This window comes from Mammaliicoccus sciuri (genome assembly GCF_025561425.1).
Taxonomy (GTDB): domain Bacteria; phylum Bacillota; class Bacilli; order Staphylococcales; family Staphylococcaceae; genus Mammaliicoccus; species Mammaliicoccus sciuri_A.
The window spans coordinates 2,420,308-2,443,984 of the sequence record NZ_CP094824.1 but is presented as its reverse complement, the minus strand read 5'-3'; the positions used below and the strand labels follow the sequence as shown (position 1 = coordinate 2,443,984).

Genomic DNA, 23,677 nt, shown 5'->3' with positions numbered 1-23,677 from the left:
TTTAAGAAAATATAAGATAAGTTAAAACAGTAACAATGCTTATACAAATAGAAGAGGTGTGAATATTATTAACTTTTTGAGAGAAAGGTTTTCTTTAATTTTAGGGCTCACAATTATTATTATATTTATTGTTTTATTATTTATTTTTGAGTCTCCTTTTTTTAAAAATCATCAAACACATACTTATGAAGAAGCGCTTGAAATTCAAACGCAAAGTGATGCACCAGCCGTTACACAAAAGGACAATAAATTTGTGTATGCTGATAAAAAAGAAATCGATAAATTTATGGATATCGACAAAAGTCAGACAGACTTTCAATTCATAGATATATCTAAAAAAGTAGATGTATCAGAAAAACAAGTTAAAGAAATTTTAAAAGATAAAGGCATATTAAAAGGTAAAGAAAAAGCTTTTATAGATGCTCAAGAAAAATATGATATTAATGTCATATACTTGATGAGCCATGCTTTTATCGAAACTGGCAATGGTAATTCTGAATTGGCTAGTGGTGTCAAAATGTCTAATGGTAAAACATTCTATAATTTTTATGGAATCGGGGCATTTGATCAAGATGCTGTGGAAACGGGTAGTAGTTATGCGCGTAAAAAAGGTTGGACTTCTCCAGAAAAAGCTATAAATGGAGGCGCTGAATTTATTAAAAAGGATTATCTTAACAATGGGCAAGACACATTATATAAAATGAGATGGAATCCTTATAATCCTGGACAACACCTATATGCAACAGATGTGAATTGGGCAACAAGTATCGGTAAAATTATGGAAGGCTATTATGATGACCATAATTTGAAAAAATCAAAAGTCCATAAAGACTATTACAAATAAAATATACCCCTAGTTCAATATGAACTGGGGGTAAAGATATGTAAGGATTCATGTTAAAATAAACCTTATAATCAAATTTTTATTTCAAAGAAAGTAGTGAACAAAATGAAAATTGCTGTAATTGGGGCAGGCATCGGTGGGTTAACGACTGCTGGATTACTAACTCAAACGGGACATGAAGTTTATGTATATGAACAACGTGGCAATTTAGACCAAGATGGTGCCGGTTTAGGTATTGGAAGTAATGTCCTTAAAGCATTGAAACAATATAAAATGGCTTATGCAATTGAGCAAGAAGGCCAGCCATTAAGAAAAATAGAGATTAGATCTGATTTAGATGAATTTTTAAATTCATTAATGATGAATCAAGATGAACATAAAAATATTACGATTCATAGAAAAGTGTTACATGAAATTTTAAAAACACATGTACCAACAGATAATATTTATTTAAATCACGAAGTTAAAACATTTAAGCAAACAGCTGACGATGTGAGACTTTATTTTACAAATGGTTTAGAAGAACAATTTGATTTAGTAATTGCAGCAGATGGAATACATTCAAAAGTAAGAACACAACTGTATCCGAAATCAGCACCTAAGTATGCTGGATACACTTGTTTCAGAGGCGTTGTAAACGAGAAGTTAAATATCGAACAAGATGTTACTTTAGAATATTGGGGACATAAAGGAAGATTTGGCATTGTACCTTTAAAAGACAACGAATTATACTGGTTCTGTACAATGAATGCTAAAGAAAATGATTTGCAATTTAAGTCATTTGAGAAACCACATCTTCAAGCATACTTCAATCAATTTCCAAATGAAGTAAGAACTGTATTAGATGCACAAGAAGAAACAGGCATATTACATCATGATATGTATGACCTCGTACCATTGAAATCTTTCGTTTCAAACAGAGTTGTTCTATTAGGTGATGCAGCACATGCAACAACACCGAACATGGGACAAGGCGCTGGCCAAGCAATAGAAGACGCCGTAACATTAGTTAATTTAATTAACGATCGAGATATAGAATCAGATTTAAAACGATATGATAAATTAAGAACGAAACATACCAAAAAAGTCATCTTAAAATCAAGAAAAATCGGTAAAGCAGCACAATCATCAAGTACTTTAAAAATTAAAATAAGAAATAAAATGCTTAAACAAAAATCTTCAAAATCACTTAGCAAAAAAGTGAAGTTCTTACAAAAAGCAAAATTAAAATAAGAAAAAACCGCTTAGACACGATGGATGTCTAAGCGGTTTTTGACATTTAATGCGTTAGTTGGTTGATCTAATTACCAGAATTCCGAGAAATGGTAGTTAGGATTGTGTCATTACGGACATTACTCAGAATTGTGTCCCTAACAGCACTCCTTAGGGACATTACTCAGAATTCTGTCCCTAAATACTACTACAATACTATCGAATTTTTAATGTGTAATATCTGAAGTTGATATACCGGTTGCTGATTTAACTTGAACTTCTTGGAATTTATCATGTGATTCTGATTTACCTAGGAATGTTCCTAAAAATGCACCAATAAAGCCTGCTGGTACTGATATGATTGCAGGGTTTGATAACGGGAATATAGGAGACATTGTAATAAATGCTGTTCCTGCTGGATTCATGACATTTGGACTTAGTATAACGAGTACAAGTGACACGATTAAACCGACAGCTATTCCTGTGATGGCACCGTGTGTATTAAATCTCTTCCAGAATATCGTAAATACAATGACAGGTAAGTTAGCACTTGCTGCGACACAAAATGCTAATGATACTAAGAATTCTACGTTTAAATTTTGAGCAAATAAGGCTAATATAATAGATACAACTGAAACGGTTAATGAAGCTAATTTTGCTGCTTTCATCTGTTCGCGTTCGCTTATTTTACCTTTTTTAATAACTTGCCCGTAAATATCATGTGCGAATGCAGACGCGCCTGTTAATACTAAGCCTGCAACTACTGCTAAAATCGTAGCAAATGCTACGGCAGAAACGAACGACATTAAGAAATCTCCACCTAATTTTGCTGCTAATAATGGAGCTGCCATATTACCTGCAGGGTTAGCCGCAATAATTTCTTCACGTGTTAATAATGCTGCTGCACCAAATCCAAGGAATATCGTTAAAATGTAAAAAATACCGATAATCCATGTTGCCCACATTACAGAAGATCTTGCTGTTTTAGCATCTTTAACTGTAAAGAATCGCATCAATATGTGTGGTAACCCAGCTGTACCAAAGAGTAACGCAATAATTAATGAGATGTTGTCTAACGGTGGTTTACCTTGTGAACCCGGATTAATAAATTCACCTTTGAATTCAGATGACTTAACGTTATGCATTTCACCAAACATCGTAGAAAGATTGAAGTCAAAATGTAATAACACTAAAAATGAAATAATCACAGTACCAATCATAAGTAATACCGCTTTAACCATTTGTACCTAACTTGTTGCTGTCATACCACCAAATAATACGTAGATGGTCATCATAATACCAACTAGAACAACAGCGAGTGTATAAGGTATATCAAATAGTAATTGAATAAGTGCACCTGCTCCTACAAGCTGAGCAAGCATATAGAAAATAACTATTGTAATAGAAGAAACTGCAGCCATAGCTCTTACTTTTTTTAATTCAAATCGTGCTGCAATCATATCTGCTAAAGTATATTTACCAAGATTTCTTAACGGCTCAGCTACGATGTATAACACAATAAGATAAGCTGTTAAATAACCAATACTATAGAAGAAACCATCAAACCCCCATAATGCGATGGCACCTGCTATACCTAAAAATGAAGCGGCAGATAAATAATCACCTGCAATTGCTAAACCATTTTGCCAACCTGTTAAGCCACCACCAGCAGTGTAGAAGTCATTTGCTGATTGCGTTCTTTTAGATGCAAAATATGTAATAAACAATGTGATCCCGACAAATATTAAAAACATAACAACAACGATGACATTCATAAGTTCTGCTCCTCTCTATATGCTTTTAATAGTTCCTCAGCATCTTTATCAAAAGATTTTGCTTTTCGCATGTACAAAGTGACAAGTGTCCAAACCATAATGAATAATAATAAAGCGTAAATCCATGCCCATGAGATATTCCAAAATGCAATATTATTCAAGATATTTGTATAACCAGTCAGTACTGGAAATAGGAGCGTTGCAAAAATAAAGAATATAGAGATAGGAAATATAAAACTATTTCTTTTTTTCAGAAGTTCTTTAAACTTTGGATCTGCTGCTAAACGCTTGAAATCATGCTCTGCCATACTCATAACCCCCTTATTTATAGATGTAAAAATACATCTTAATTTTCATTTTATTTGATGTTCACAAAGTTGTCAATAATTTATTGGTAGCGCTTACATTAATAAAAATACATTAAGAAAATGTTAATCAATCATTAAAGAGGAAAAATACAATCCAGATAAATGAATATTTAGAAAAATTTGATTATAAGTATTGACGATAAATGGAAACACCCGTATAATTCTTATCATATTAATAAGAATTCGGAAAGGATAAATACGATGATTGAATTTAAAAATGTAAATAAAATTTTCCAGCAAAAGAATTCTGAAATCCAAGCTTTAAAAGATGTCAGTTTTAAAGTAGAAGAGCAAGATATTTTTGGCGTAATTGGATATAGTGGTGCAGGAAAAAGTACGTTAATAAGACTTGTTAATGCTTTGGAAGAGAAAACAACGGGAGAGGTCATTGTTAATGGCCATGACATCAATCAATATTCAAAGAAAGAATTACAAAGTGTTAAGAAGAATATCGGTATGATATTCCAACATTTCAATTTATTAAATTCTAAGACTGTATTTAATAATGTTGCGATGCCGCTTATTTTGCAAGGTACAAGTAAAGAAAAAATTAAAGCCAAAGTAGATGAACTATTAAAGTTTGTTGGTCTAGAGGATAAAGGGAAGCAATATCCTAATGAACTATCTGGAGGACAAAAACAAAGAGTGGCTATTGCACGAGCACTCGTGACAGATCCTAAAATATTATTATGTGACGAAGCAACAAGTGCACTTGACCCGGCAACGACAGATTCTATATTGAAATTATTAAAAAATGTCAATGAAGAATTTGGAGTCACAATTTTACTGATTACACATGAAATGAGTGTGATACAGAAGATTTGTAACAAAGTCGCAGTGATGGAAAATGGTAGAGTAATCGAAATTGGACCGGTATTAGATGTCTTTAGTCACCCTAAAACAGCTACAGCCAAGAATTTTGTATCTACAGTTATTACAACAGATATATCAGATAATTTAAGAAAGTTAATACCAACTGATCATCATGCAACAGACATTAAATTATACATAGATGGAGAGAAAGTGACACAATCCATCATTAATGACTTAATTACAAAATATCAAGTTCAAATAAATGTCTTGTTTGCTTCAATGTCAGATATTCAAGGCACACCAGTAGGATACTTAACGTTACGTTTGAATGGTGACGACAGTGCAATTAGAAGAAGCTTTGCCCATTTAGATTCATTAAATATAGAATTTGAGGAGGTTGGTGCATAATGTTCGGATCATCATTAGATTCTTCACTATTGTTAGATTCTATATATCAAACTTTATACATGGTAACTGTGTCACTTGTATTAGGTGCATTAATTGGTATTCCATTAGGCATTTTGTTAGTGATTACTAGAAAAAACGGTATATGGGAAAATGTCATCATTTATTATTTACTTAACCCAATTATTAATATATTCAGATCTTTACCTTTCATTATATTATTAATTGCGATTGTACCTTTTACGAAATTAATTGTAGGTACTTCAATAGGTACATCTGCAGCAATTGTACCATTGACTGTTTATGTTGCACCTTACATAGCAAGATTAGTAGAGAACTCATTATTAGAAGTTAATTCTGGTGTTATTGAAGCTGCACATTCAATGGGTGCTTCACCCATTCAAATTATTAGATATTTCTTATTACCAGAAGCACTAGGATCATTAATCTTAGCATTAACGACTTCAATTATTGGTTTAATTGGTGCTACTGCAATGGCCGGTGCAGTTGGTGGCGGCGGAATAGGTGACTTAGCACTTGCATACGGCTATCAAAGATTTGATACAATCGTCATCGTTATCACCGTTATTATACTTGTTATTATGGTACAAGTTATTCAATCTCTAGGTAATGTCTTATCTAGATTAGTACGTAGAAGTTAAATATTTTAATATAAAGGAGCAATTTAAATGAAGAAAGTCTTAACATTATTAGTAGCATTAGTATTATTACTCGCAGCATGTGGAGATAAGAAAGACGACAAGAAAGTAACAATTGGTATCGCATCAAATGACACAGCAGTTTGGGACAAAGTTAAAGAATTAGCTAAAAAAGATGGTATTGAAGTTGAAATCAAACAGTTTTCAGACTACAATGTTCCAAATAAAGCTTTATCAGATGGAGATATTGATTTAAATGCCTTCCAACATTTTGCATTTTTAGATCAATTTAAGAAAGCAAATAAAGGAACAGAGATTACTCCAATTAGAACGACAGTTTTTGCGCCATTAGGTATATATTCTAAAGAATTAAAAGATGTTAAAGATTTAAAAAATGGTGCTAAAGTCGTAATTCCAAATGATGTTTCAAACCAAGCAAGAGCGTTAAAATTATTAGAAAAAGCAGGTTACATTAAATTAGATAAGAACTTCGGTATAAGTGGTGGACCTAAAGACATAGTTGAAAATAAAAAGAATTTAAATATCAAAGCTGTAGATGCTCAACAAACAGCGAGAGCATTAGATGAAGTGGATATTGCTGTTATTAATAATGGTGTAGCTTCAAAAGCAGGATTAAACCCTAAAAAAGACCCTATTTTCTTAGAAAATCCAGATGCTAATGCAGCTAAACCTTATATCAACTTTATTGCAGCAAATACGAAAGACAAAGATAATAAAACATACAAGAAAATTGCGGAATTATATCATTCAGAAGAAGCTAAAGATGCTTTAAAAGAAGATACGAAAGATGGAGAAATTGTTGTTGATTTAAAACAAGATGAAATTAAAGAAATTGTGGATTCACTCAAATAAATTAAAATAAAAAAGATTCGGCTCCCCTTAGCCGAATCTTTTTTATGATGCTTTTTTCAATGTTTTTAAATATTCTTGACCTTTTTCATGGTCATATTTGTTTTCCCATTTAGAGATAACAACTGTTGATAGTGCGTTACCTACAACATTGACACATGTTCTAGTCATATCTAATAGTCTGTCTATACCGATAATTAATGCAAGTCCTTCTGGATTTAATCCCTTAGACCCTAATGTTGTAATAAGAACAACTATAGAAGTACCAGGTACAGCTGCCATACCTTTAGATGTAATCATTAATGTAAACATTAATATTAACTGTTCAACGAGTGTTAAATGAACACCATACATCTGAGCAACAAATAATGCTGCGATTGATTGGTATAAAGCTGATCCATCAAGATTAAATGTATATCCTGTTGGTACAACAAATGAAACAACATCTTTTGGTGCACCGAACTTTTCCATTTTTTCCATTACTGATGGTAGAACCGTTTCTGAACTTGAAGTTGAGAACGCTAACAATAAGTCGTCTTTTAATATGCGAATAATAGAGAATACACTGATACCACAAATTTTTGCGACAATCCCTAATACAACAATAATAAAGAATACCATTGCTCCTACAACTACAGCTAATAACTTAACTAATGGAATTAAAGCAGATAATCCAAATGTCATAATCGTTACACAGATAAAAGCAAATACACCGTATGGCGCTAATCGTAATATTCTATGTATCATCCAGAATACTGCTTCTAATGTTCCGCTTAATACATCTTTAACTGGCTGACCTTTTTCACCTACAGCAGCGATTGCTAATCCGAAGAATACTGCAAAGAATATATTAGGTAATAATTCTCCAGCTGTTAAAGCTTCAAATATATTTGTAGGTATAATGCTAACTATAGTATCTATCATATGGTTACCATAAGTAGATTTTTCTGCAGCATCAGCAGTTTGTTCATATTTAGAAATATCACCTTTAGGTAATTTGTTTGCGTCTATACCTAATCCAGGTTTGAATAAGTTTCCGAATATAATGCCCAACCCAATTGCAATTGTCGTGATGATTTCAAAGTATAAAATTGTTTTCCAACCATATCTACCAACAGTATGCATATCACCTAGGTTTGAGATTGATAATGCTAATGAACAGAATACAATTGGAATAACAATCATTTTAATAAGGTTTAAAAAGATATCTCCAATAGGTCGAATGAATTTAATTAAATGGTCTTGTCCATGTAAAAAGTATCCTACCAAAACACCTAATACTAAAGCGATTAATATTTGTGTCGGTAAGCTTATATATCTTCTTCTCGGTTTTTTTATTTTTTGATCCAAAAAAACTCCTCCTTTAAAGCACTGTAGTGATAAAGTACAAAAAAATTATGCCTTTCCATAAAAATGGAACTGCACAAATAACGTTTAAAAAGGGGATTTATAAAATACGTCACTCTTAAGATTATAAGAGTATACGTCATTCTATCACGAAATTTAATTTTAGTATTTAATCAGTTTTACTATAAAAAAGAATAATAACACTTCCAAAAATTGAAAGTGTTATTTGATCATACGTATTGATAATGGTGGTAAATAAGTTTCTCCATTGTATGCTTTGATAGCACCAATAACCGTAAAGACAAAAGCTAAAATAGCTAATAAAATAAAGCCTACTAATATTAAACATAATAGGGTAGCAACGAATCCCCAAATCGTATATGAAATAAAGAAGTTTAAATAATCTTTACCGATTCTATCAACGAATGGAGAGTTCTCTCTTTTAATTAACCAAATGATAAGTGGCGCAAAGAATGAAGCAAAGAAACTTGTTAAGTATATAAGCATACCGAATAATCTATCATCATCAGTTGTATCAATGTGTTGTGATACGTCTTCATATGTTGAATGTGTTGAAGTTTATTGAAATGGATTTTGTTCGTTTTCACTCATGTATAATCCCTCCTAACTTAATTCAAGTATACATTTTTTTACCGATGCCGCCAATCAATAATATAAATTAATTATTTTATAAATAAAAAGAGGCCGCGACATAATGTAATGTCTTAGCCTCTTATAGTATCTTGGCAGTAGATGACTGAACCCGAAATACGCTTGTACCAAGCTTTTTTCAACTCTAGTCATCCTTGCCGGGGCGGGACTACGAAATCTTTTTATACAAATTAGATTTCTGTCCCGCTCCCTTATACATGATATTCAATTAATCTTAGTGAATGTAGTTGTAAGAACCAGCTTCTGAAGCTGAGATAGTACGAGTTGATACGACACCTACACCTTGGTAGTTCATTTCAGAAACTTCAACGCTACCGTCAGAGTTTACATTTTCAACGTATGCTACGTGACCGTAAGCACCAGCTGTTGATTGTAAGATTGAACCTTTTTTAGGTGTGTTATTTACAGTGTAACCATCTGCTGCTGCGTTTGCTGCCCATTGGTTAGCATTTCCCCAAGTTGAGCTAATTGGTTCTCCAGCTGCTTGTCTTTTATCAAATACATAATAAGTACATTGTCCAGCAGTGTATAAGTTAGCTGATGAACTTGTAGTTTGAGTTGCAGTTTGTGTTACTGATGATGTAAATGATTGACTCATGTTTGAAGTGTTGTAATTTTGGCTATAGTTATTAGTATAGTTAAAGTTTTGAGTTTGAGTTTGGTTTTGAACTGGAGCTTGAGCGTTATTGAAAGTGTCTGCTGAAGCTTCACCATTTCCAATTATTGTTGTTGCTAATCCCGTAGATAATACTGCGAATGCTGTTAATTTTTTCATTATAAATAATCCTCCGTAAATTTCGTATATGTTTTTAAATTTAAATTTTAGTTTTGTTTGTGTCGTTTTCCGACGACAAATAATACTTTAACAGAAGTTTTTATGTGTGTGTGTGTTTTCATACAGTTGTTACTTAATCATAATCAGATACAATATTTTAGTAATATTTTTGACCAATTATGACAAACAGTAATATAGAAAATATACCTATAATATAAGGTTTTACGGTGAATTTTTAGAAAATTAATGTCATTTGTTTGTAATATTTATGTTAAGGATTAAAACACTGAAAAAGAGTAGTTAGCAAATTATTTGCGACTACTTTTTTCATATATCAAATAATATGGTTAGTTATCTAAGTATATTGAAGGGGGCATTATATGAAGAGATTACCAACTTTATTTGAAGCAATTTCTACGATTTTATTTATGGGGCTAGTCGTATTGATTGGTTTTGGGATTTTACATTATCCAATTCAGCCTTTATTAATTATTGCAGCGGTTTATGCGAGCTTTATAGCCATTAGAGTAGGCTTAACTTGGGAAGACTTACAAGATGGTATTACAAAGAGGATAGCAACTGCAATGCCAGCTATATACATAATATTTGCAGTCGGAATTTTAATTGGTACATGGATGTATTCAGGCACTGTACCTGCTTTAATTTATTATGGTTTAGAAACGATCAATCCGACATACTTTTTAGTGACTGCATTTTTCATAACAGCCGTTACATCTGTCGCAACAGGTACTGCGTGGGGATCAGTAGGAACTGCTGGTATAGCGTTAATGGCGATTGCGAAGGAGATGAATATTCCAATAGGTATGGTTGCAGGTGTTGTAATAGCAGGTGGTGTGTTTGGAGATAAAATGTCACCACTTTCTGATACGACAAATTTAGCTGCATTAGTAACGAAAGTAAATATCTTTAAACATATTCAACATATGATGTGGACGACAATACCTGCATCAATTATTGGGCTTATTGTATGGTTTATAGCAGGCTTACAATTTGATGCTAAAGATGTAGAAAGCAAAAGAATAAATGAACTGCTAAGTAATATTGAAACAGCTTTTAATTTAAACTTTTGGGTATGGGTACCAGTCATTGTTATCGTCTTAGGTATTAGTATAGGAAAACCAACTGTGCCGATGATGTTATTATCCAGTTTAGTCGCAATATTTGTAGGTGTGTTCAATAATGGATTTGAAATAGTAGATGCATTTAATGTAACAATGCAAGGTTTCAATATTAATATGACAGGGTTATCTGAAAGTGATGTGTCAAGTTCAATGGTAGAACTGTTACAGCGTGGTGGCATTATGAGTATGACTCAAATTGTTGTAACGATTTTTTGTGGTTATGCATTTGCGGGTATTGTAGAAGCATCTGGCAGTTTAAAAGTTATTTTAACGACAATATCTAGTAAAGTTTCTAAAGATTCACATCTGATATTAGTTACGATAGCGGGAAGTTTAATTCTTGTGTTTGCTGCTGGTGTTGCATCTGTCGTGATTATTATGATAGGTGTATTGTTAATGGACATGTATAATGAACGTAATTTAGATCGTGTAAACTTATCAAGAACGCTAGAAGATTGTGGAACAATGGTGTTACCATTTATCCCTTGGGGAACATCTGGTATATACTATCGTGATTTATTACATGTTTCATTAGGAGATTTCTTCTGGTGGGCTGTTCCATGTTATCTATGTGTGTTCTTTGCAGCATTTTATGGTATAACAGGAATCGGTATCAAAAAAGTAAAAACAAATGCATAAAAAAAAGAGCAATCATAGCGATTGCTCTTTTTTATTTATATTCACCTTAGTGAATGTAGTTGTAAGAACTAGCTGCTGAAGCTGAGATTGTACGAGTTGAAACAATACCAACACCTTGGTAGTTCATTTCAGAAACTTGGATAGAACCGTCAGAGTTTACTTTATCAACGTAAGCTACGTGACCGTATCCACCAGCTGTAGTTTGTAATATTGAACCTGCAGATGGGTTGTTATTTACTGTGTAACCAGATTGTGCTGCTGCGTTAGCCCAGTTATTAGCATTTCCCCAAGTGCTACCTAAGTCAGGACGTTTGCTGAATGCATAGTAAGTACATTGTCCTACAGTGTATAAGTTAGCTCCTCCGCCAGTTGATGGGCGAGAAGTTGATGTAGTTGTAGTGCTTACATTTGAACTTGAGTTTGATGTAGTTGCTGTATGGTTGCTAGTTGATGGTGCTTGTGTAGTTGTTACACGAACATTGTTTTGGTTTGAAGATGTGTTATGAGAATCTCCTAAACCACCACCATTTGGTGCAGCATTGAATGCTGGTTGTGAATAATTTGTATTTGAAGCTGCTTCGTTATTTGAAGAAGCAGTGTTAGTTGCTACTTGTTGTTGAGCTTGGTAACCGTAATGAGATGATGGATTCCAGTTACCTTCCCAAGTGTAGTGGTAGTTACCTTGTTGGTCAATTGTGTAACTGTAAGAATAAGAATATGGATCGTTTGGATTATATCCTTGTGTATTTTCTGCTGCATCTGCGTCATGTGCCATAAATGTTGCGATTCCTGCTGTTGCGATTGCTGCTGTTGCGATTTTCTTCATAATAAATAAATCCTCCTAGATAATTTAAAAATAATTTTTCGTATATGTTTTATGTTTTTTTTCTAATAAGTTTTTTCTTCGCTGTTAATCAACAAAACCTACTTTATCAGAAATAGTTTAGTTTGTGTTGAATGTTAAAGCTTTGTAATTTAATTTAAATATCTAAAGATTTCATGTAATAATTCCGAACATTTTACACTGAATAAAGAACGTTATAATATCAATGTTTTTAAGCATTTTTAGGTATTGAACACGATTCTTTGTTACACGTTTGTAATATTTAAGACATAATAAAATAATTGACTTTGGATAATAATACGAAAAATTATATCGAATAAACAAAAGAATATTGCATCTGAAGGATTAAAATAAGTACAAAATTTCATAATAAAAAGTCAAGAATAAAGTATTTTTAGTAATATTTGTTGAATTATAATTATCATGAAAAGTAAATAAAGATGTTTCATAAGGAATTGAGCTGTTTGACATGTTATATGATAGTAATTTAAAAATTTATCAACCTTTAAATATTCAATCTGATTTTAATATGGGGTTATTACTACTATTTGTAATAGAAGGAAGTAGTAAGATTTATATCAATGGAAAAAAGAAATTTATCAAACAAATGATATTGTTATCATTAATGATTTGGAACATTATCGTATTTATTCCAATGAAGATACTGTTATAGCCTGCTTGTATTTATCTAGATGTGAACTTGATTATTTCTTTCAATTTGAGAAAAAGTACTATATTGATGTAGATAAACTTGATACCAGTGTTCTTAAGTATTATATGAATAAGGTACTCGCCAATTACATTAAATATAAAAATGACATGAATACAAATGTGTTTAATACAATCAAGCAATTAATGATGACATTACGATTATATAGAATTGTAGATGAAGATCATGATTATTATTTAAACAACGATATACATAAAGCAATCAATTATATGCATGACCATTATAAAGAGAAATTATATATAGCTGAAGTTGCGACGAATTGTATTTTATCAGTGAGATGGTTTTCAGAAAATCTAGAAGAAATAACGGATATGAAATATAGAGAACTTAGAAAAAGTATTCGTTTATCATATGCGATATTTGACTTGATCTATTCAAAGAAATCTATTACACAAATTGCAGGGGATAATGGTTTTGCGTATGAATCAAATTTTATAGCGAGTTTTAGAGATAAGTATCATATAACGCCTGCAAAATATCGAAAGCAACTTACAAATGATCAGTTTTACCCATTTAATAATAAAAGGACGAACCTTATTGGAAATTTAAATAAGATAGCTCATCGACTTAAAGATTTAACAAATAATGTTGCAGATTATATTAGTTTAGATATTCATTTAGATGCTCAATTAACATCAAAGCTCCCAACATCAAATTTATTAATATATATCAGAAACATCGAAACACTAACTAATAATTTTCAGCAATTAAAGTTATTAACGATGAGAAGAGAAATTGGGCAATACGGTTTATTGTTTTCGCATCACTTAATTAATGAACTTTTAAACGATTCGAATTTTGAAAGTAATAGATTGATGCATCAAATGTTTTCTTTCTCGTTAGAGCATCAATTTGAGATTTCGTTTGAATTAAATTTGTCTAGAAATGAAAATTTAGAAGTGTTTGAAGATAAGTTTAAGCGACTATTAAATTATTTGATCGATTGTACATACTATTATGGACAACGGCAGTTTCATTTCTATTTAAATATGACATATTATCAATATAATCATATTGGTGGATTTTATAATCAACTTAGCCACCTTTAGACAAAAAAACGCCACGTGAATTTCATGTTATTATTGAGGCTACCAGACCAAATCAATAAAGGAATGAATTCACATGACACATACTTATTCTAACATGACAAACCATAAAGGAACACACTTAAGTTATGAAGAACGTGTTCAAATAGAAACACTTAAAAATTTAGGTTTTTCAAATCGTGCAATCGCGCGTGAATTAGGACGTGCACCTCAAACAATCAATAACGAAATTCATCGAGGAACAACACGTCAAATTAAACGACAAAAACAGCAACATAAAGTCTATGAATATGAGACGCAAATTTATTTTTCTTCACTAGGTCAACAACGTTATCGACAAAACAGACAACAATGTGGTGCTCAGCCCTTATGGAAGAAGAACCCATTATTTATTCCATGGGCAGATCACCTCATGAAAAAGAAACGCTGGTCACCTGAAGCAGTCGTGGCATATGCTCACAAGGAACAATGTTTTGAAAGAGAAAAAATCCCTTCAACAACGACAGTATATGCTTGGATAGATCAACAAATCATGGAAACTAAGAATATTGATCTACTAGAAAAATTAAAAAGACGTCATTCTACTCAGAATAGCTACCATAATCATCCACACAGTCGAGTGCTCGGTCCAAGTATTGAGACACGTTCTAGTGAAATTGAATCACGTCAGTCTTTTGGTCACTGGGAAATAGATACCGTAATAGGAACTAAAGACAAGTCAAAGCCAGTTATCTTAACACTTGTTGAGAGACAAACGCGTTTTGAAATACTAGAAATAATAGAGAGTAAAAGTGCTGATGCAGTGTCTCACGCATTGAAAAACTTATTTGACTCCTTAGGCGAAAAAGCACCAAAAATCTTCAAATCTATCACATCTGACAATGGTTCAGAATTTGCATCGCTGTATGAAGAATTTGGCCATATGATAGAAATATACTTCACACATCCATTCTCATCATATGAACGTGGGACAAGTGAAAACCAACATAAAATGATTCGTCGTTTTATTCCAAAAGCACATGATTTATCCAATGTTCAAAAACGCTTCATAAAAGCCATACAACAATATATGAATGACTATCCTAGAAAGACTTTAAATTACAACACAGCTCATCATAATATGGCAGAAAGTTTAAAGCACCTCAATCTGTATGAATCTTTCCAAAGCTAAAGTCTTAGCTTTGGTTACCTGTTGAGTATTAATTGATTAAAACCAATCAATCCTCAACAGGTTCGAATACGGTTAACCCTTGTGTACACCTCAGTCATTATAGGTGGCTAACTTAAACTTGAAATCCTCGCAAATAAGTTTTTCAATGCGTGAGACACTGCATCAGCACTTTTACTCTCTATTATTTCTAGTATTTCAAAACGCGTTTGTCTCTCAACAAGTGTTAAGATAACTGGCTTTGACTTGTCTTTAGTTCCTATTACGGTATCTATTTCCCAGTGACCAAAAGACTGACGTGATTCAATTTCACTAGAACGTGTCTCAATACTTGGACCGAGCACTCGACTGTGTGGATGATTATGGTAGCTATTCTGAGTAGAATGACGTCTTTTTAATTTTTCTAGTAGATCAATATTCTTAGTTTCCATGATTTGTTGATCTATCCAAGCATATACTGTCGTTGTTGAAGGGATTTTTTCTCTTTCAAAACATTGTTCCTTGTGAGCATATGCCACGACTGCTTCAGGTGACCAGCGTTTCTTTTTCATGAGGTGATCTGCCCATGGAATAAATAATGGGTTCTTCTTCCATAAGGGCTGAGCACCACATTGTTGTCTGTTTTGTCGATAACGTTGTTGACCTAGTGAAGAAAAATAAATTTGCGTCTCATATTCATAGACTTTATGTTGCTGTTTTTGTCGTTTAATTTGACGTGTTGTTCCTCGATGAATTTCGTTATTGATTGTTTGAGGTGCACGTCCTAATTCACGCGCGATTGCACGATTTGAAAAACCTAAATTTTTAAGTGTTTCTATTTGAACACGTTCTTCATAACTTAAGTGTGTTCCTTTATGGTTTGTCATGTTAGAATAAGTATGTGTCATGTGAATTCATTCCTTTATTGATTTGGTCTGGTAGCCTCAATAATAACATGAAATTCACGTGGCGTTTTTTTGTCTAAAGGTGGCTAAGTTGATTATAAAATCCACCAAAAACTTATTTGACTCCTTAGGCGAAAAAGCACCAAAAATCTTCAAATCTATCACATCTGACAATGGTTCAGAATTTGCATCGCTGTATGAAGAATTTGGCCATATGATAGAAATATACTTCACACATCCATTCTCATCATATGAACGTGGGACAAGTGAAAACCAACATAAAATGATTCGTCGTTTTATTCCAAAAGCACATGATTTATCCAATGTTCAAAAACGCTTCATAAAAGCCATACAACAATATATGAATGACTATCCTAGAAAGACTTTAAATTACAACACAGCTCATCATAATATGGCAGAAAGTTTAAAGCACCTCAATCTGTATGAATCTTTCCAAAGCTAAAGTCTTAGCTTTGGTTACCTGTTGAGTATTAATTGATTAAAACCAATCAATCCTCAACAGGTTCGAATACGGTTAACCCTTGTGTACACCTCAGTCATTATAGGTGGCTAACTTAAACTTGAAATCCTCGCTATATAACATTTTCATTATCCATGAAATTATGTATAATACAAGTGAAACAGGGGTGCAATGATGAAAATTAAATTGTTTTATTTAATGATATTTGTTCTTGTTTTAATTATTGCAGCTTGTGGTAACGAATTACATTCAGATCTTCAAAAGTATAAAAGGGAAATGAAACCTATTTATAAAAAAGAGAATTCGATTCTTAAAGATATAGATAAATTAAGATTAAATCAGTTAGATCAACTTATTGGTACGGAAGTAACAGTTGAAAAACGTAAAGAATTGAATGAACTTCAAGATAAACTCGAAAAGCAAATTATACCTGAAGTTAAAGATCTTAGTAAACAAGCTCAATATATAAATGTAAGCACAAATGAGGTTCAAGATGCTCATAATATTTATATGAGTAATATAGCAAAGAAAGAAAAAACGTTAGAAGAATTAAATGAGTACATTTCATTATTTAAACAATCCATCCAATCTAATGAGAAAATATTAGATTATACAGATGTATTTGAACAGAATAAATCAGATGCAGAGAAGAATGCTAAATTAGCTAAAAATAATCCTGAAGATAAAGAGGATTATGATGCACTTGTTTCTGTTATTGATAAGAATAGTGAAGAATTAAGTACGAAAGCTAAATATTTAAATGATACTCAAAATGTGCAAGATAGAGCGGACTATATTGAGAAAGATATTATCCCACTATTTTCTAAAAACATTAAATCGCTAAATCAAACGAATATTTCATCTAAACGTGTTAATCAAATGAGACAAGCTCAAATTGAAGTGTACTATACTTTAATTAATTACTATAAAGAACGTAAAAAAGGTATTCTTATTGAAGATAAACTTCAAAAAGTTCAAATCCAAAATGGCGTAAGTTCTCAATTTAGTTACTTAGGTAAAGATGAAAAATACAACAAAGCGATAGAAAGATTAGATAAGTAAACCACACCAAATACATTGTTTTATGTAATCGGTGTGTTTTATTTTATTGCTTATCAATTGGATCTTTAGGTTTTTCTTTGTTGCGCTTTGATAAATATATATTTTTACCTATAAGTGAAATGAACCATATAGAAAATGCTATTACAAGAATATACGATAATGCAGGTTGGTTTTTAAAATCAAATAAAAATAAGACAGAAATAATAAGTAAACATGCATTGATCGTATCAATCATACCCCATCTTTTAATAAGTACGGGTGAAGTATTTTTGGACAAATTTCGCACCTCCTTAATATATATTAACAAGTATACCAAAATTGTCTTGTGGTTAATATTATAGATTACGGGTAAAGATAATAAAGATAATTATTAAAAATAGAATTTGCCATATAAATGGATAAATGATATAGTGTTCAATTGTATTGGTTAAATTATGATAGAGGTGAATTAAAATGGTCGTGAAATTAACTTCCATCGATCAATTTGAAAAAGTACTCAATGATAATCCAAACGTATTTGTTATGAAACATAGCAGTACTTGTCCTATTTCAGCAAGTGCATATGATCAATTTAACAAATTCTTATATGAAAGAGATATGGATGGTTATTACTTAATTGTTCAAGAAGAAAGAGAATTGTCTGATTATATAGCTGATAAAACTGGAATCAAACATGAATCCCCACAAGCATTTTACTTTGTTAATGGTAACGCTGAATGGGATGCAGATCATGAAAATATCACAGTCGCAAGTTTATCGAAAGCAGAAGAGTAAGTGAAACATATGCAAACAGTCTGATTGGACTGTTTGTTTTTTGTTAATTGAAGTAAAAAACAGTATAATGAATTAAGATAAAAAGCATGAGGTGAAAATTATGAGAGTATTAGTTGCGATGGATGAGTTTGATAGTATTTTATCTAGTTACCATGCAAATCGATTTGTCGAAGAAGCAATAAAGTCTCAATTTAATGAAGCAGATATAGTACAAGTCCCATTATTTAATGGTCAAAGAGAAGTTATAGATTCAGTATTATTATGGCAATCTGGCACTAAATATTCAGTGGATCATCATGACGCATATATGAGACCTAAGTCGTCTTCATATGTTGTAACAGAGAAAGATATCATCGTTATAGAAGCGGGTAAAGTCTTAACGTCAAGTGAGGATATTATTAAACCACTTGAAACTTCATCATTTGGACTAGGAGAAGTGATTTTAGAAGCGCTGAATGAAGACAGCAAAGAGATGCTAATTTCAGTCGGTGATGTTGCAAGCTACGACGGTGGACTTGGTATGTTACAAGCATTAGGTGCTAAATTCTTTGATCCTGAAGGTAGTTTTATAGATGTTAGCAAAGGTGCTAAGTGGATTAAATATATAAGAACAATTGATTTATATGATTTAGATAAAAGGTTAAAAGATAAAAATATCAAAGTGATAACAGACTTTGAATCGAAGTATTATGGTAAGAATAGTCGTATCATGAAAGAGCAAGCAATCAATCAAATTGCTATTGAAGATGCTGTCTCAATCGATAATGCTTTATGGTATATAAGTGAACTATTTAAGAGCCAACATAAAATCTTATTAGGTAAAGAAGAACGCGGTGGGGCAGGAAGTGGCTTAGCTGCCTTGTTTAATAGTATATGGGACGCACAACTTGTTACAGGTGGAGATGTTGTGAATGAACTTACTTATTTAGATAAGCTGATTGAACAAGCTGACTTAATTGTATTCGGTGAAGGTTTGAAACCTAATCAACAATTGTTAGAGACGACGTCTGTTAGAATTGCTGAACTTTGTAACAAATATCAAAAAGTCAATATTGCGATATGCGCAACAGATGAAAAGTTTGATCAATACTTAGAACAAGATGTAACAGCAATGTATAAAGTATTTAATAAAGATCAATATTCAATGAGTGATTTAGAATTAGGTATAGCTTTAAGACATTTAACAACACAATCACTAAGATTATTAAGAGCTAATATATAAAAATAAGAGCCTGAGACACTGTAGTTGTCTCAGGCTCTTATATATTGTTTTAAGACTGTTGTTCAAATTCTGATACGATACCGACTATCGTATGGACTGCTTTTTCCATAACATCAATGGAAGCATACTCAAACGGACCGTGGAAGTTTGCGCCACCTGTAAATAAATTAGGTGTTGGTAATCCCATGAATGAGAGTTGTGAACCGTCTGTACCACCTCTAATAGGTTCAATAATAGGTGTCATACCTAATGATTTAATAACTTTCTCAGGTATGTTTACAAGTTCAGGTTGTGGCTTGATTTTTTCACCCATATTGTAATATTGATCTTTGATTGTTACAGTAATCAATTCTTGATCATATTTATGATTTAATACTTTTGCGATATCTAATAAATGATTTTTTCTACGTTCGAACTGTGCTTTATCATGATCGCGAATAATATATTGTAGCGTTGCTTTCTCGACAGTACCTGACATGTCAGATAAGTGATAGAAGCCCTCATAGCCTTCAGTATGTTCAGGTACTTCATCACTTGGCAATTGATCATTAAATGCCATTGCTAAAGTATTAGCGTTAACCATTACATCTTTAGCAGAACCTGGATGTACGTTTACACCGTTAACTTCAACGACTGCAGAAGCGGCATTAAAGCTTTCGTATTGTAATTCGCCTTCTAAGCTACCATCTAAAGTATAAGCAAAATCAGCGTTAAATCGTTCAACATCAAAATGATGTGGACCTCTACCAATTTCTTCATCTGGTGTAAAGCTGAATCTAATCTTGCCGTGTTTAATTTCAGGATGTTCTAATAAGTAAATGATCGCTTCCATAATCTCAACGACACCAGCTTTATCATCAGCGCCTAGTAAAGTTGTACCGTCTGTTGTCATCAATGTATGACCAATCACTTTTTCAAGTTGTGGGAAAGTCTTCGTGCTTAATACTTTGTCAGTATTACCAAGTGTAATATCTTCTCCGTTATATTGCTCTACAATAACAGGATTAACATTTGATGCATGGTAATCTGGAGACGTATCAATATGCGCTAGTAACCCTATAGTAGGTACATCCTTTTCTGTATTTGACGGTAAAGTGGCCATTAAATACCCTTTATCGTCTACGTCAACTTCAAGATTTAATGCTTTAATTTCTGCTTCGAGCATACGGATTAAATCCCATTGCTTTTCAGTAGATGGTGTACTTTCACTTGTTGCATCAGCTTGTGTATCTACTTTTACATATCTTGTTAATCGATCAATTAGACGTTGTTTCAAATTGCTCGCTCCCTTTACATCTATTTACGTTATTTATTATACGCTTTTTTGTTTCTTAGAAGCAAAAGAATGCTTTGCTCTGACATAGATTTGAAAAATGATTTCAGAACATAAAATACCAAACGCGATCGCACCAGAAATAAGTGTCGCTTGTAGTGTTGTATTAATGGCAACATCATAATTGTTGATAACTAAGTTTTTAGTTGCATCATATGCTAAGCCTCCAGGAACAAGAGGGATAATACCGGCAACTATAAAGATAATCATTGGACGCTTGTAATAACGACTCATAATATGACTCATTAACGCTAAGGCAAAGCTACCATAGAATGATGCTTGTACTTTATCGATGCCAAAGTCTAACGAAATGGTATAAATCATCCAGCCCATCGCACCAACAATACCACATGCTATTAATAGTCTCTTAGGTGCATTAAAAATGACAGAGAAAAATAACGTTGCGGTAAAACTTAACAAAATTTGATATATATAATCTAACATTTAAAGCACCTCCTTAACTAAGTAATAATACGATTGCAACACCAGCACCAATAGCAAATGCCGTAAGTGCCGCTTCTACACCTTTAGATATACCTGCAAGCAACTGTCCTGCCATTAAGTCTCTGATTGCATTTGTAATCAAAACACCTGGTACAAGTGGCATAACAGACGCGATTGTAATTAAGCTTAAATTCACGCCAATAAAGAAATTCACACTAATGGTTGCGATTGTAGCAATAATTAGTGAACTAATAAATTCTGTGAAGAATTTAATTCTAATTGTGTTATGGACGAGGGACATCGTTAAATATCCAACACCACCCGCAATGAATGAAGGGATGACTTCAGCTTGTTTACCACCAAACATAGGTAAGAAACAGGCTGATGCTATCGCTGCAGCTAATACTTTTAACCAAAATGGAAATTGTAATGAAGCATGATGTAAATGGATCAGCTCTGATTTAGCTTCATCAATCGTGAGTTCATTGTTAGCTATCTTACGTGATATTTGATTCGTTAAAGAAATTTTCTCTAAATCGGTCGTACGTTCATCTATTCTAATCAGACGTGTATTTGTTCTGTCATTAAGCGAGAATATAATCGCAGTAGATGTTACAAAGCTATGTGTATTTTCTAAACCATAACTTGTAGCGATTCTTGCCATTGTATCTTCAACGCGATATGTTTCTGCGCCACTTTCTAAAAGTATGCGACCGGCAGTCATGACAACATCAATGATTTTATTTTCATCTATAATCGTGAAGTCTTGTATCTCTTCCATAGTAACCTCCAGTTTCGTATTGAATTTTATGTAAATAATCAAATTAAAAACAATTCAACAAAAAACATAGAATTGCTAGAGGCAATTCTATGTTCAGTTTATAACTTAATAATTGGATTGAACATTACTTTGTTCTGACCTTGTAATTTGGCTTCATGTAACATATCATCCGCATCTTTAAATACGCGACGTTTAGATTTGTTATCTTGCTCACTTAAATAGCCTACACCAATTGAAACAGATAGTTTAATTGTTTCTTTGTTAGGTAAGTGGAAAGTAGATTGTTGAACGCTATCTCTAATGCTTTCTGCTAATTTGATAGCACTATCTAATGTTTCGCCAACAAGAATAATTGAAAATTCTTCTCCGCCGTTACGAAAAGCTTTAACATCTTTAGGTAAATAGTTGATTAACAATTGCGACATTTGTTTTAAGACCGCGTCTCCAGCCTTATGAGAATACGCATCGTTCACGTCTTTAAATCCATCAATATCAATCAATAATAATGCCATAGATTGGTCTTGTTCAGTTATTTGTTCAGTCGTCTTATTTAAATAACGATCGAACTCTTTAACATTTCCTAAACCTGTTAAGTAATCAACGGATTCTTCATTTTCATATCTTGAAATTAAATTTTTCAAGATCCAAATGTCTCTATAAACACTTGCACTAATAATACTTAGGATAAAGGAAACTGGCACAAGAAACAACCATTCATTGAGCCATGAATCAGGATTTAAAAAGATAAGTGTTATCGCAATAATCATAATGCTGATTAAATACAATAATTGAATACTCACGAAATCACTTTGTTTAAGAAAAGGACCTATCATCCCAACAACAATTGCAATAATTAGTAAATGGATATCTTCTAAAAAAGGTGTACCCATTACAAATATGTCAAATAGTACAATAACTACGGCACTTAAAACAGAATAAAATAAATTAGTAAATCTTCCTAGGAAGAGAATAGGTATAAAACTTAAAGAGAATGCATAGTCATGATACTGTATAGGATTAGATATTAATAATATTGAAACACCCGTCATTAAGAGGGTGATATAATTTTGTGAAAAAGTCACAGTTCTCGTTTCGCTATATTGTATTCGATGGTATAGATAAAATGCTGCAATAGTTACAGATATATTGAATATAATTGCTTGTATCATTTAACACCATCCTTCATTTAGTAAGCCATATGATATTGTAATCTATTAGATTGCTTTTGTCACGGTATAACAGGTTATTTTGTTAAAAAAGTTTCTTTTTTCACATGTTTGCTATTAAAGCTAATTTATACGTAAAAATATTTGATTTCATAAATGTGGTATACTATTGTTTTTATAGCATGTAGAATGAAATTTTGATATTCTAGAAGTAATGTTTT

23 protein-coding genes and 2 pseudogenes are annotated in these 23,677 nt (G+C 32.3%); 13 read left to right on the top strand and 12 right to left on the bottom strand.

Going from position 1 to position 23,677, the window contains the following annotated elements:
- Window positions 1-58 precede the first annotated feature (58 nt).
- Complete coding sequence (locus MUA60_RS12800; protein WP_394812725.1) at window positions 59-844, top strand: N-acetylglucosaminidase; 786 nt, start codon at window positions 59-61, stop codon at window positions 842-844.
- A 105-nt stretch (window positions 845-949) separates the two neighbouring features.
- Window positions 950-2,077, top strand: a complete 1,128-nt coding sequence (locus MUA60_RS12795; RefSeq protein WP_262648504.1) for an FAD-dependent monooxygenase — start codon at window positions 950-952, stop codon at window positions 2,075-2,077.
- Window positions 2,078-2,283: 206 nt separating this feature from the next.
- On the opposite strand, the pseudogene MUA60_RS12790 reads toward MUA60_RS12795, so the two are convergent.
- Window positions 2,284-3,831, bottom strand: a pseudogene (locus MUA60_RS12790) (solute symporter family protein).
- Window positions 3,828-4,139, bottom strand: a complete 312-nt coding sequence (locus MUA60_RS12785) for a DUF485 domain-containing protein (RefSeq protein WP_243560166.1) — start codon at window positions 4,137-4,139, stop codon at window positions 3,828-3,830. Before MUA60_RS12785 ends, MUA60_RS12790 begins: the two are co-directional and overlap by 4 nt.
- Before the next feature lie 261 nt (window positions 4,140-4,400).
- Here MUA60_RS12785 and MUA60_RS12780 point away from each other — a divergent pair, with 261 nt between their 5' ends.
- The 3 genes from MUA60_RS12780 to gmpC are packed head-to-tail and all read left to right on the top strand — an operon-like array spanning window position 4,401 to window position 6,949.
- Window positions 4,401-5,420 carry a methionine ABC transporter ATP-binding protein gene (locus MUA60_RS12780; protein ID WP_262648503.1) on the top strand — a complete coding sequence of 340 codons (1,020 nt, stop codon included), beginning with the start codon at window positions 4,401-4,403 and terminating at the stop codon, window positions 5,418-5,420.
- Window positions 5,420-6,079, top strand: coding sequence for a methionine ABC transporter permease (locus MUA60_RS12775; protein ID WP_025906863.1), 660 nt, complete (start codon window positions 5,420-5,422; stop codon window positions 6,077-6,079). The genes MUA60_RS12780 and MUA60_RS12775 overlap by 1 nt, the downstream gene beginning before the upstream one ends.
- A 27-nt stretch (window positions 6,080-6,106) precedes the next feature.
- Window positions 6,107-6,949: a dipeptide ABC transporter glycylmethionine-binding lipoprotein gene (gene gmpC / locus MUA60_RS12770; RefSeq protein ID WP_262648502.1), complete on the top strand. Its 843-nt coding sequence runs from the start codon at window positions 6,107-6,109 to the stop codon at window positions 6,947-6,949.
- 42 nt (window positions 6,950-6,991) lie between these two features.
- On the opposite strand, the gene MUA60_RS12765 is transcribed toward gmpC, so the two are convergent.
- From MUA60_RS12765 to MUA60_RS12755, 3 genes are all read right to left on the bottom strand, one after another.
- Window positions 6,992-8,284, bottom strand: a complete 1,293-nt coding sequence (locus MUA60_RS12765) for a cation:dicarboxylate symporter family transporter (protein WP_262650627.1) — start codon at window positions 8,282-8,284, stop codon at window positions 6,992-6,994.
- 231 nt (window positions 8,285-8,515) lie between these two features.
- Entirely contained in the window at window positions 8,516-8,800 is a 285-nt protein-coding gene (locus MUA60_RS12760; protein WP_262648500.1) for a DUF4870 domain-containing protein, read from the bottom strand.
- A 379-nt stretch (window positions 8,801-9,179) separates the two neighbouring features.
- Window positions 9,180-9,740: a CHAP domain-containing protein gene (locus MUA60_RS12755; RefSeq protein ID WP_262648499.1), complete on the bottom strand. Its 561-nt coding sequence runs from the start codon at window positions 9,738-9,740 to the stop codon at window positions 9,180-9,182.
- A gap of 380 nt (window positions 9,741-10,120) precedes the next feature.
- On the opposite strand from MUA60_RS12755, the gene nhaC reads away from it, so the two are divergent.
- On the top strand, window positions 10,121-11,521 hold the full coding sequence (gene nhaC / locus MUA60_RS12750) for a Na+/H+ antiporter NhaC (RefSeq protein WP_262648497.1): 1,401 nt from the start codon (window positions 10,121-10,123) through the stop codon (window positions 11,519-11,521).
- A gap of 46 nt (window positions 11,522-11,567) precedes the next feature.
- Here the strand turns inward: nhaC and MUA60_RS12745 are convergent, their stop codons facing one another.
- Complete coding sequence (locus tag MUA60_RS12745; protein ID WP_262648496.1) at window positions 11,568-12,347, bottom strand: CHAP domain-containing protein; 780 nt, start codon at window positions 12,345-12,347, stop codon at window positions 11,568-11,570.
- Between the two features lie 487 nt (window positions 12,348-12,834).
- Here MUA60_RS12745 and MUA60_RS12740 point away from each other — a divergent pair, with 487 nt between their 5' ends.
- The 3 genes from MUA60_RS12740 to MUA60_RS12730 all read left to right on the top strand — a co-directional run bounded on the left by MUA60_RS12740 (window position 12,835) and on the right by MUA60_RS12730 (window position 15,312).
- Window positions 12,835-13,038 carry a hypothetical protein gene (locus MUA60_RS12740; RefSeq protein ID WP_262648495.1) on the top strand — a complete coding sequence of 68 codons (204 nt, stop codon included), beginning with the start codon at window positions 12,835-12,837 and terminating at the stop codon, window positions 13,036-13,038.
- 104 nt (window positions 13,039-13,142) lie between these two features.
- Window positions 13,143-14,144: a helix-turn-helix domain-containing protein gene (locus tag MUA60_RS12735; RefSeq protein WP_262648494.1), complete on the top strand. Its 1,002-nt coding sequence runs from the start codon at window positions 13,143-13,145 to the stop codon at window positions 14,142-14,144.
- 73 nt (window positions 14,145-14,217) lie between these two features.
- Entirely contained in the window at window positions 14,218-15,312 is a 1,095-nt protein-coding gene (locus tag MUA60_RS12730; protein ID WP_262647968.1) for an IS30 family transposase, read from the top strand.
- A 131-nt stretch (window positions 15,313-15,443) separates the two neighbouring features.
- Here MUA60_RS12730 and MUA60_RS12725 read toward each other — a convergent pair.
- Window positions 15,444-16,196 (bottom strand): annotated as a pseudogene (locus MUA60_RS12725) (IS30 family transposase); the annotation flags it as partial.
- A gap of 88 nt (window positions 16,197-16,284) precedes the next feature.
- Between MUA60_RS12725 and MUA60_RS12720 the strand changes: the two are divergent.
- Together MUA60_RS12720 and MUA60_RS12715 are read left to right on the top strand one after the other, a co-directional pair.
- Window positions 16,285-16,656 carry an IS30 family transposase gene (locus MUA60_RS12720; RefSeq protein WP_262648491.1) on the top strand — a complete coding sequence of 124 codons (372 nt, stop codon included), beginning with the start codon at window positions 16,285-16,287 and terminating at the stop codon, window positions 16,654-16,656.
- 192 nt (window positions 16,657-16,848) lie between these two features.
- On the top strand, window positions 16,849-17,736 hold the full coding sequence (locus MUA60_RS12715) for an EMYY motif lipoprotein (protein ID WP_262648490.1): 888 nt from the start codon (window positions 16,849-16,851) through the stop codon (window positions 17,734-17,736).
- Window positions 17,737-17,779: 43 nt separating this feature from the next.
- Here MUA60_RS12715 and MUA60_RS12710 read toward each other — a convergent pair whose 3' ends face one another.
- On the bottom strand, window positions 17,780-18,013 hold the full coding sequence (locus MUA60_RS12710; protein ID WP_262648488.1) for a hypothetical protein: 234 nt from the start codon (window positions 18,011-18,013) through the stop codon (window positions 17,780-17,782).
- 176 nt (window positions 18,014-18,189) lie between these two features.
- Here MUA60_RS12710 and ytxJ point away from each other — a divergent pair, with 176 nt between their 5' ends.
- Together ytxJ and MUA60_RS12700 are read left to right on the top strand one after the other, a co-directional pair.
- Window positions 18,190-18,510: a bacillithiol system redox-active protein YtxJ gene (gene ytxJ / locus MUA60_RS12705; protein WP_025905425.1), complete on the top strand. Its 321-nt coding sequence runs from the start codon at window positions 18,190-18,192 to the stop codon at window positions 18,508-18,510.
- 100 nt (window positions 18,511-18,610) lie between these two features.
- Window positions 18,611-19,732, top strand: a complete 1,122-nt coding sequence (locus tag MUA60_RS12700) for a glycerate kinase (RefSeq protein ID WP_262648486.1) — start codon at window positions 18,611-18,613, stop codon at window positions 19,730-19,732.
- A gap of 49 nt (window positions 19,733-19,781) precedes the next feature.
- Here MUA60_RS12700 and pepT read toward each other — a convergent pair whose 3' ends face one another.
- The 4 genes from pepT to gdpS form a co-directional block, all read right to left on the bottom strand.
- The gene (gene pepT / locus MUA60_RS12695) at window positions 19,782-21,008 is read right to left on the bottom strand and encodes a peptidase T (protein ID WP_262648485.1); all 1,227 of its coding nucleotides are present in this window, start codon (window positions 21,006-21,008) and stop codon (window positions 19,782-19,784) included.
- Between the two features lie 36 nt (window positions 21,009-21,044).
- On the bottom strand, window positions 21,045-21,509 hold the full coding sequence (locus MUA60_RS12690; protein WP_025905428.1) for a threonine/serine exporter family protein: 465 nt from the start codon (window positions 21,507-21,509) through the stop codon (window positions 21,045-21,047).
- Window positions 21,510-21,522: 13 nt separating this feature from the next.
- Window positions 21,523-22,290 carry a threonine/serine exporter family protein gene (locus MUA60_RS12685; protein ID WP_037588735.1) on the bottom strand — a complete coding sequence of 256 codons (768 nt, stop codon included), beginning with the start codon at window positions 22,288-22,290 and terminating at the stop codon, window positions 21,523-21,525.
- A 98-nt stretch (window positions 22,291-22,388) separates the two neighbouring features.
- The gene (gene gdpS / locus MUA60_RS12680; RefSeq protein WP_262648484.1) at window positions 22,389-23,459 is read right to left on the bottom strand and encodes a GGDEF domain-containing protein GdpS; all 1,071 of its coding nucleotides are present in this window, start codon (window positions 23,457-23,459) and stop codon (window positions 22,389-22,391) included.
- Between the last annotated feature and the right edge of the window lie 218 nt (window positions 23,460-23,677).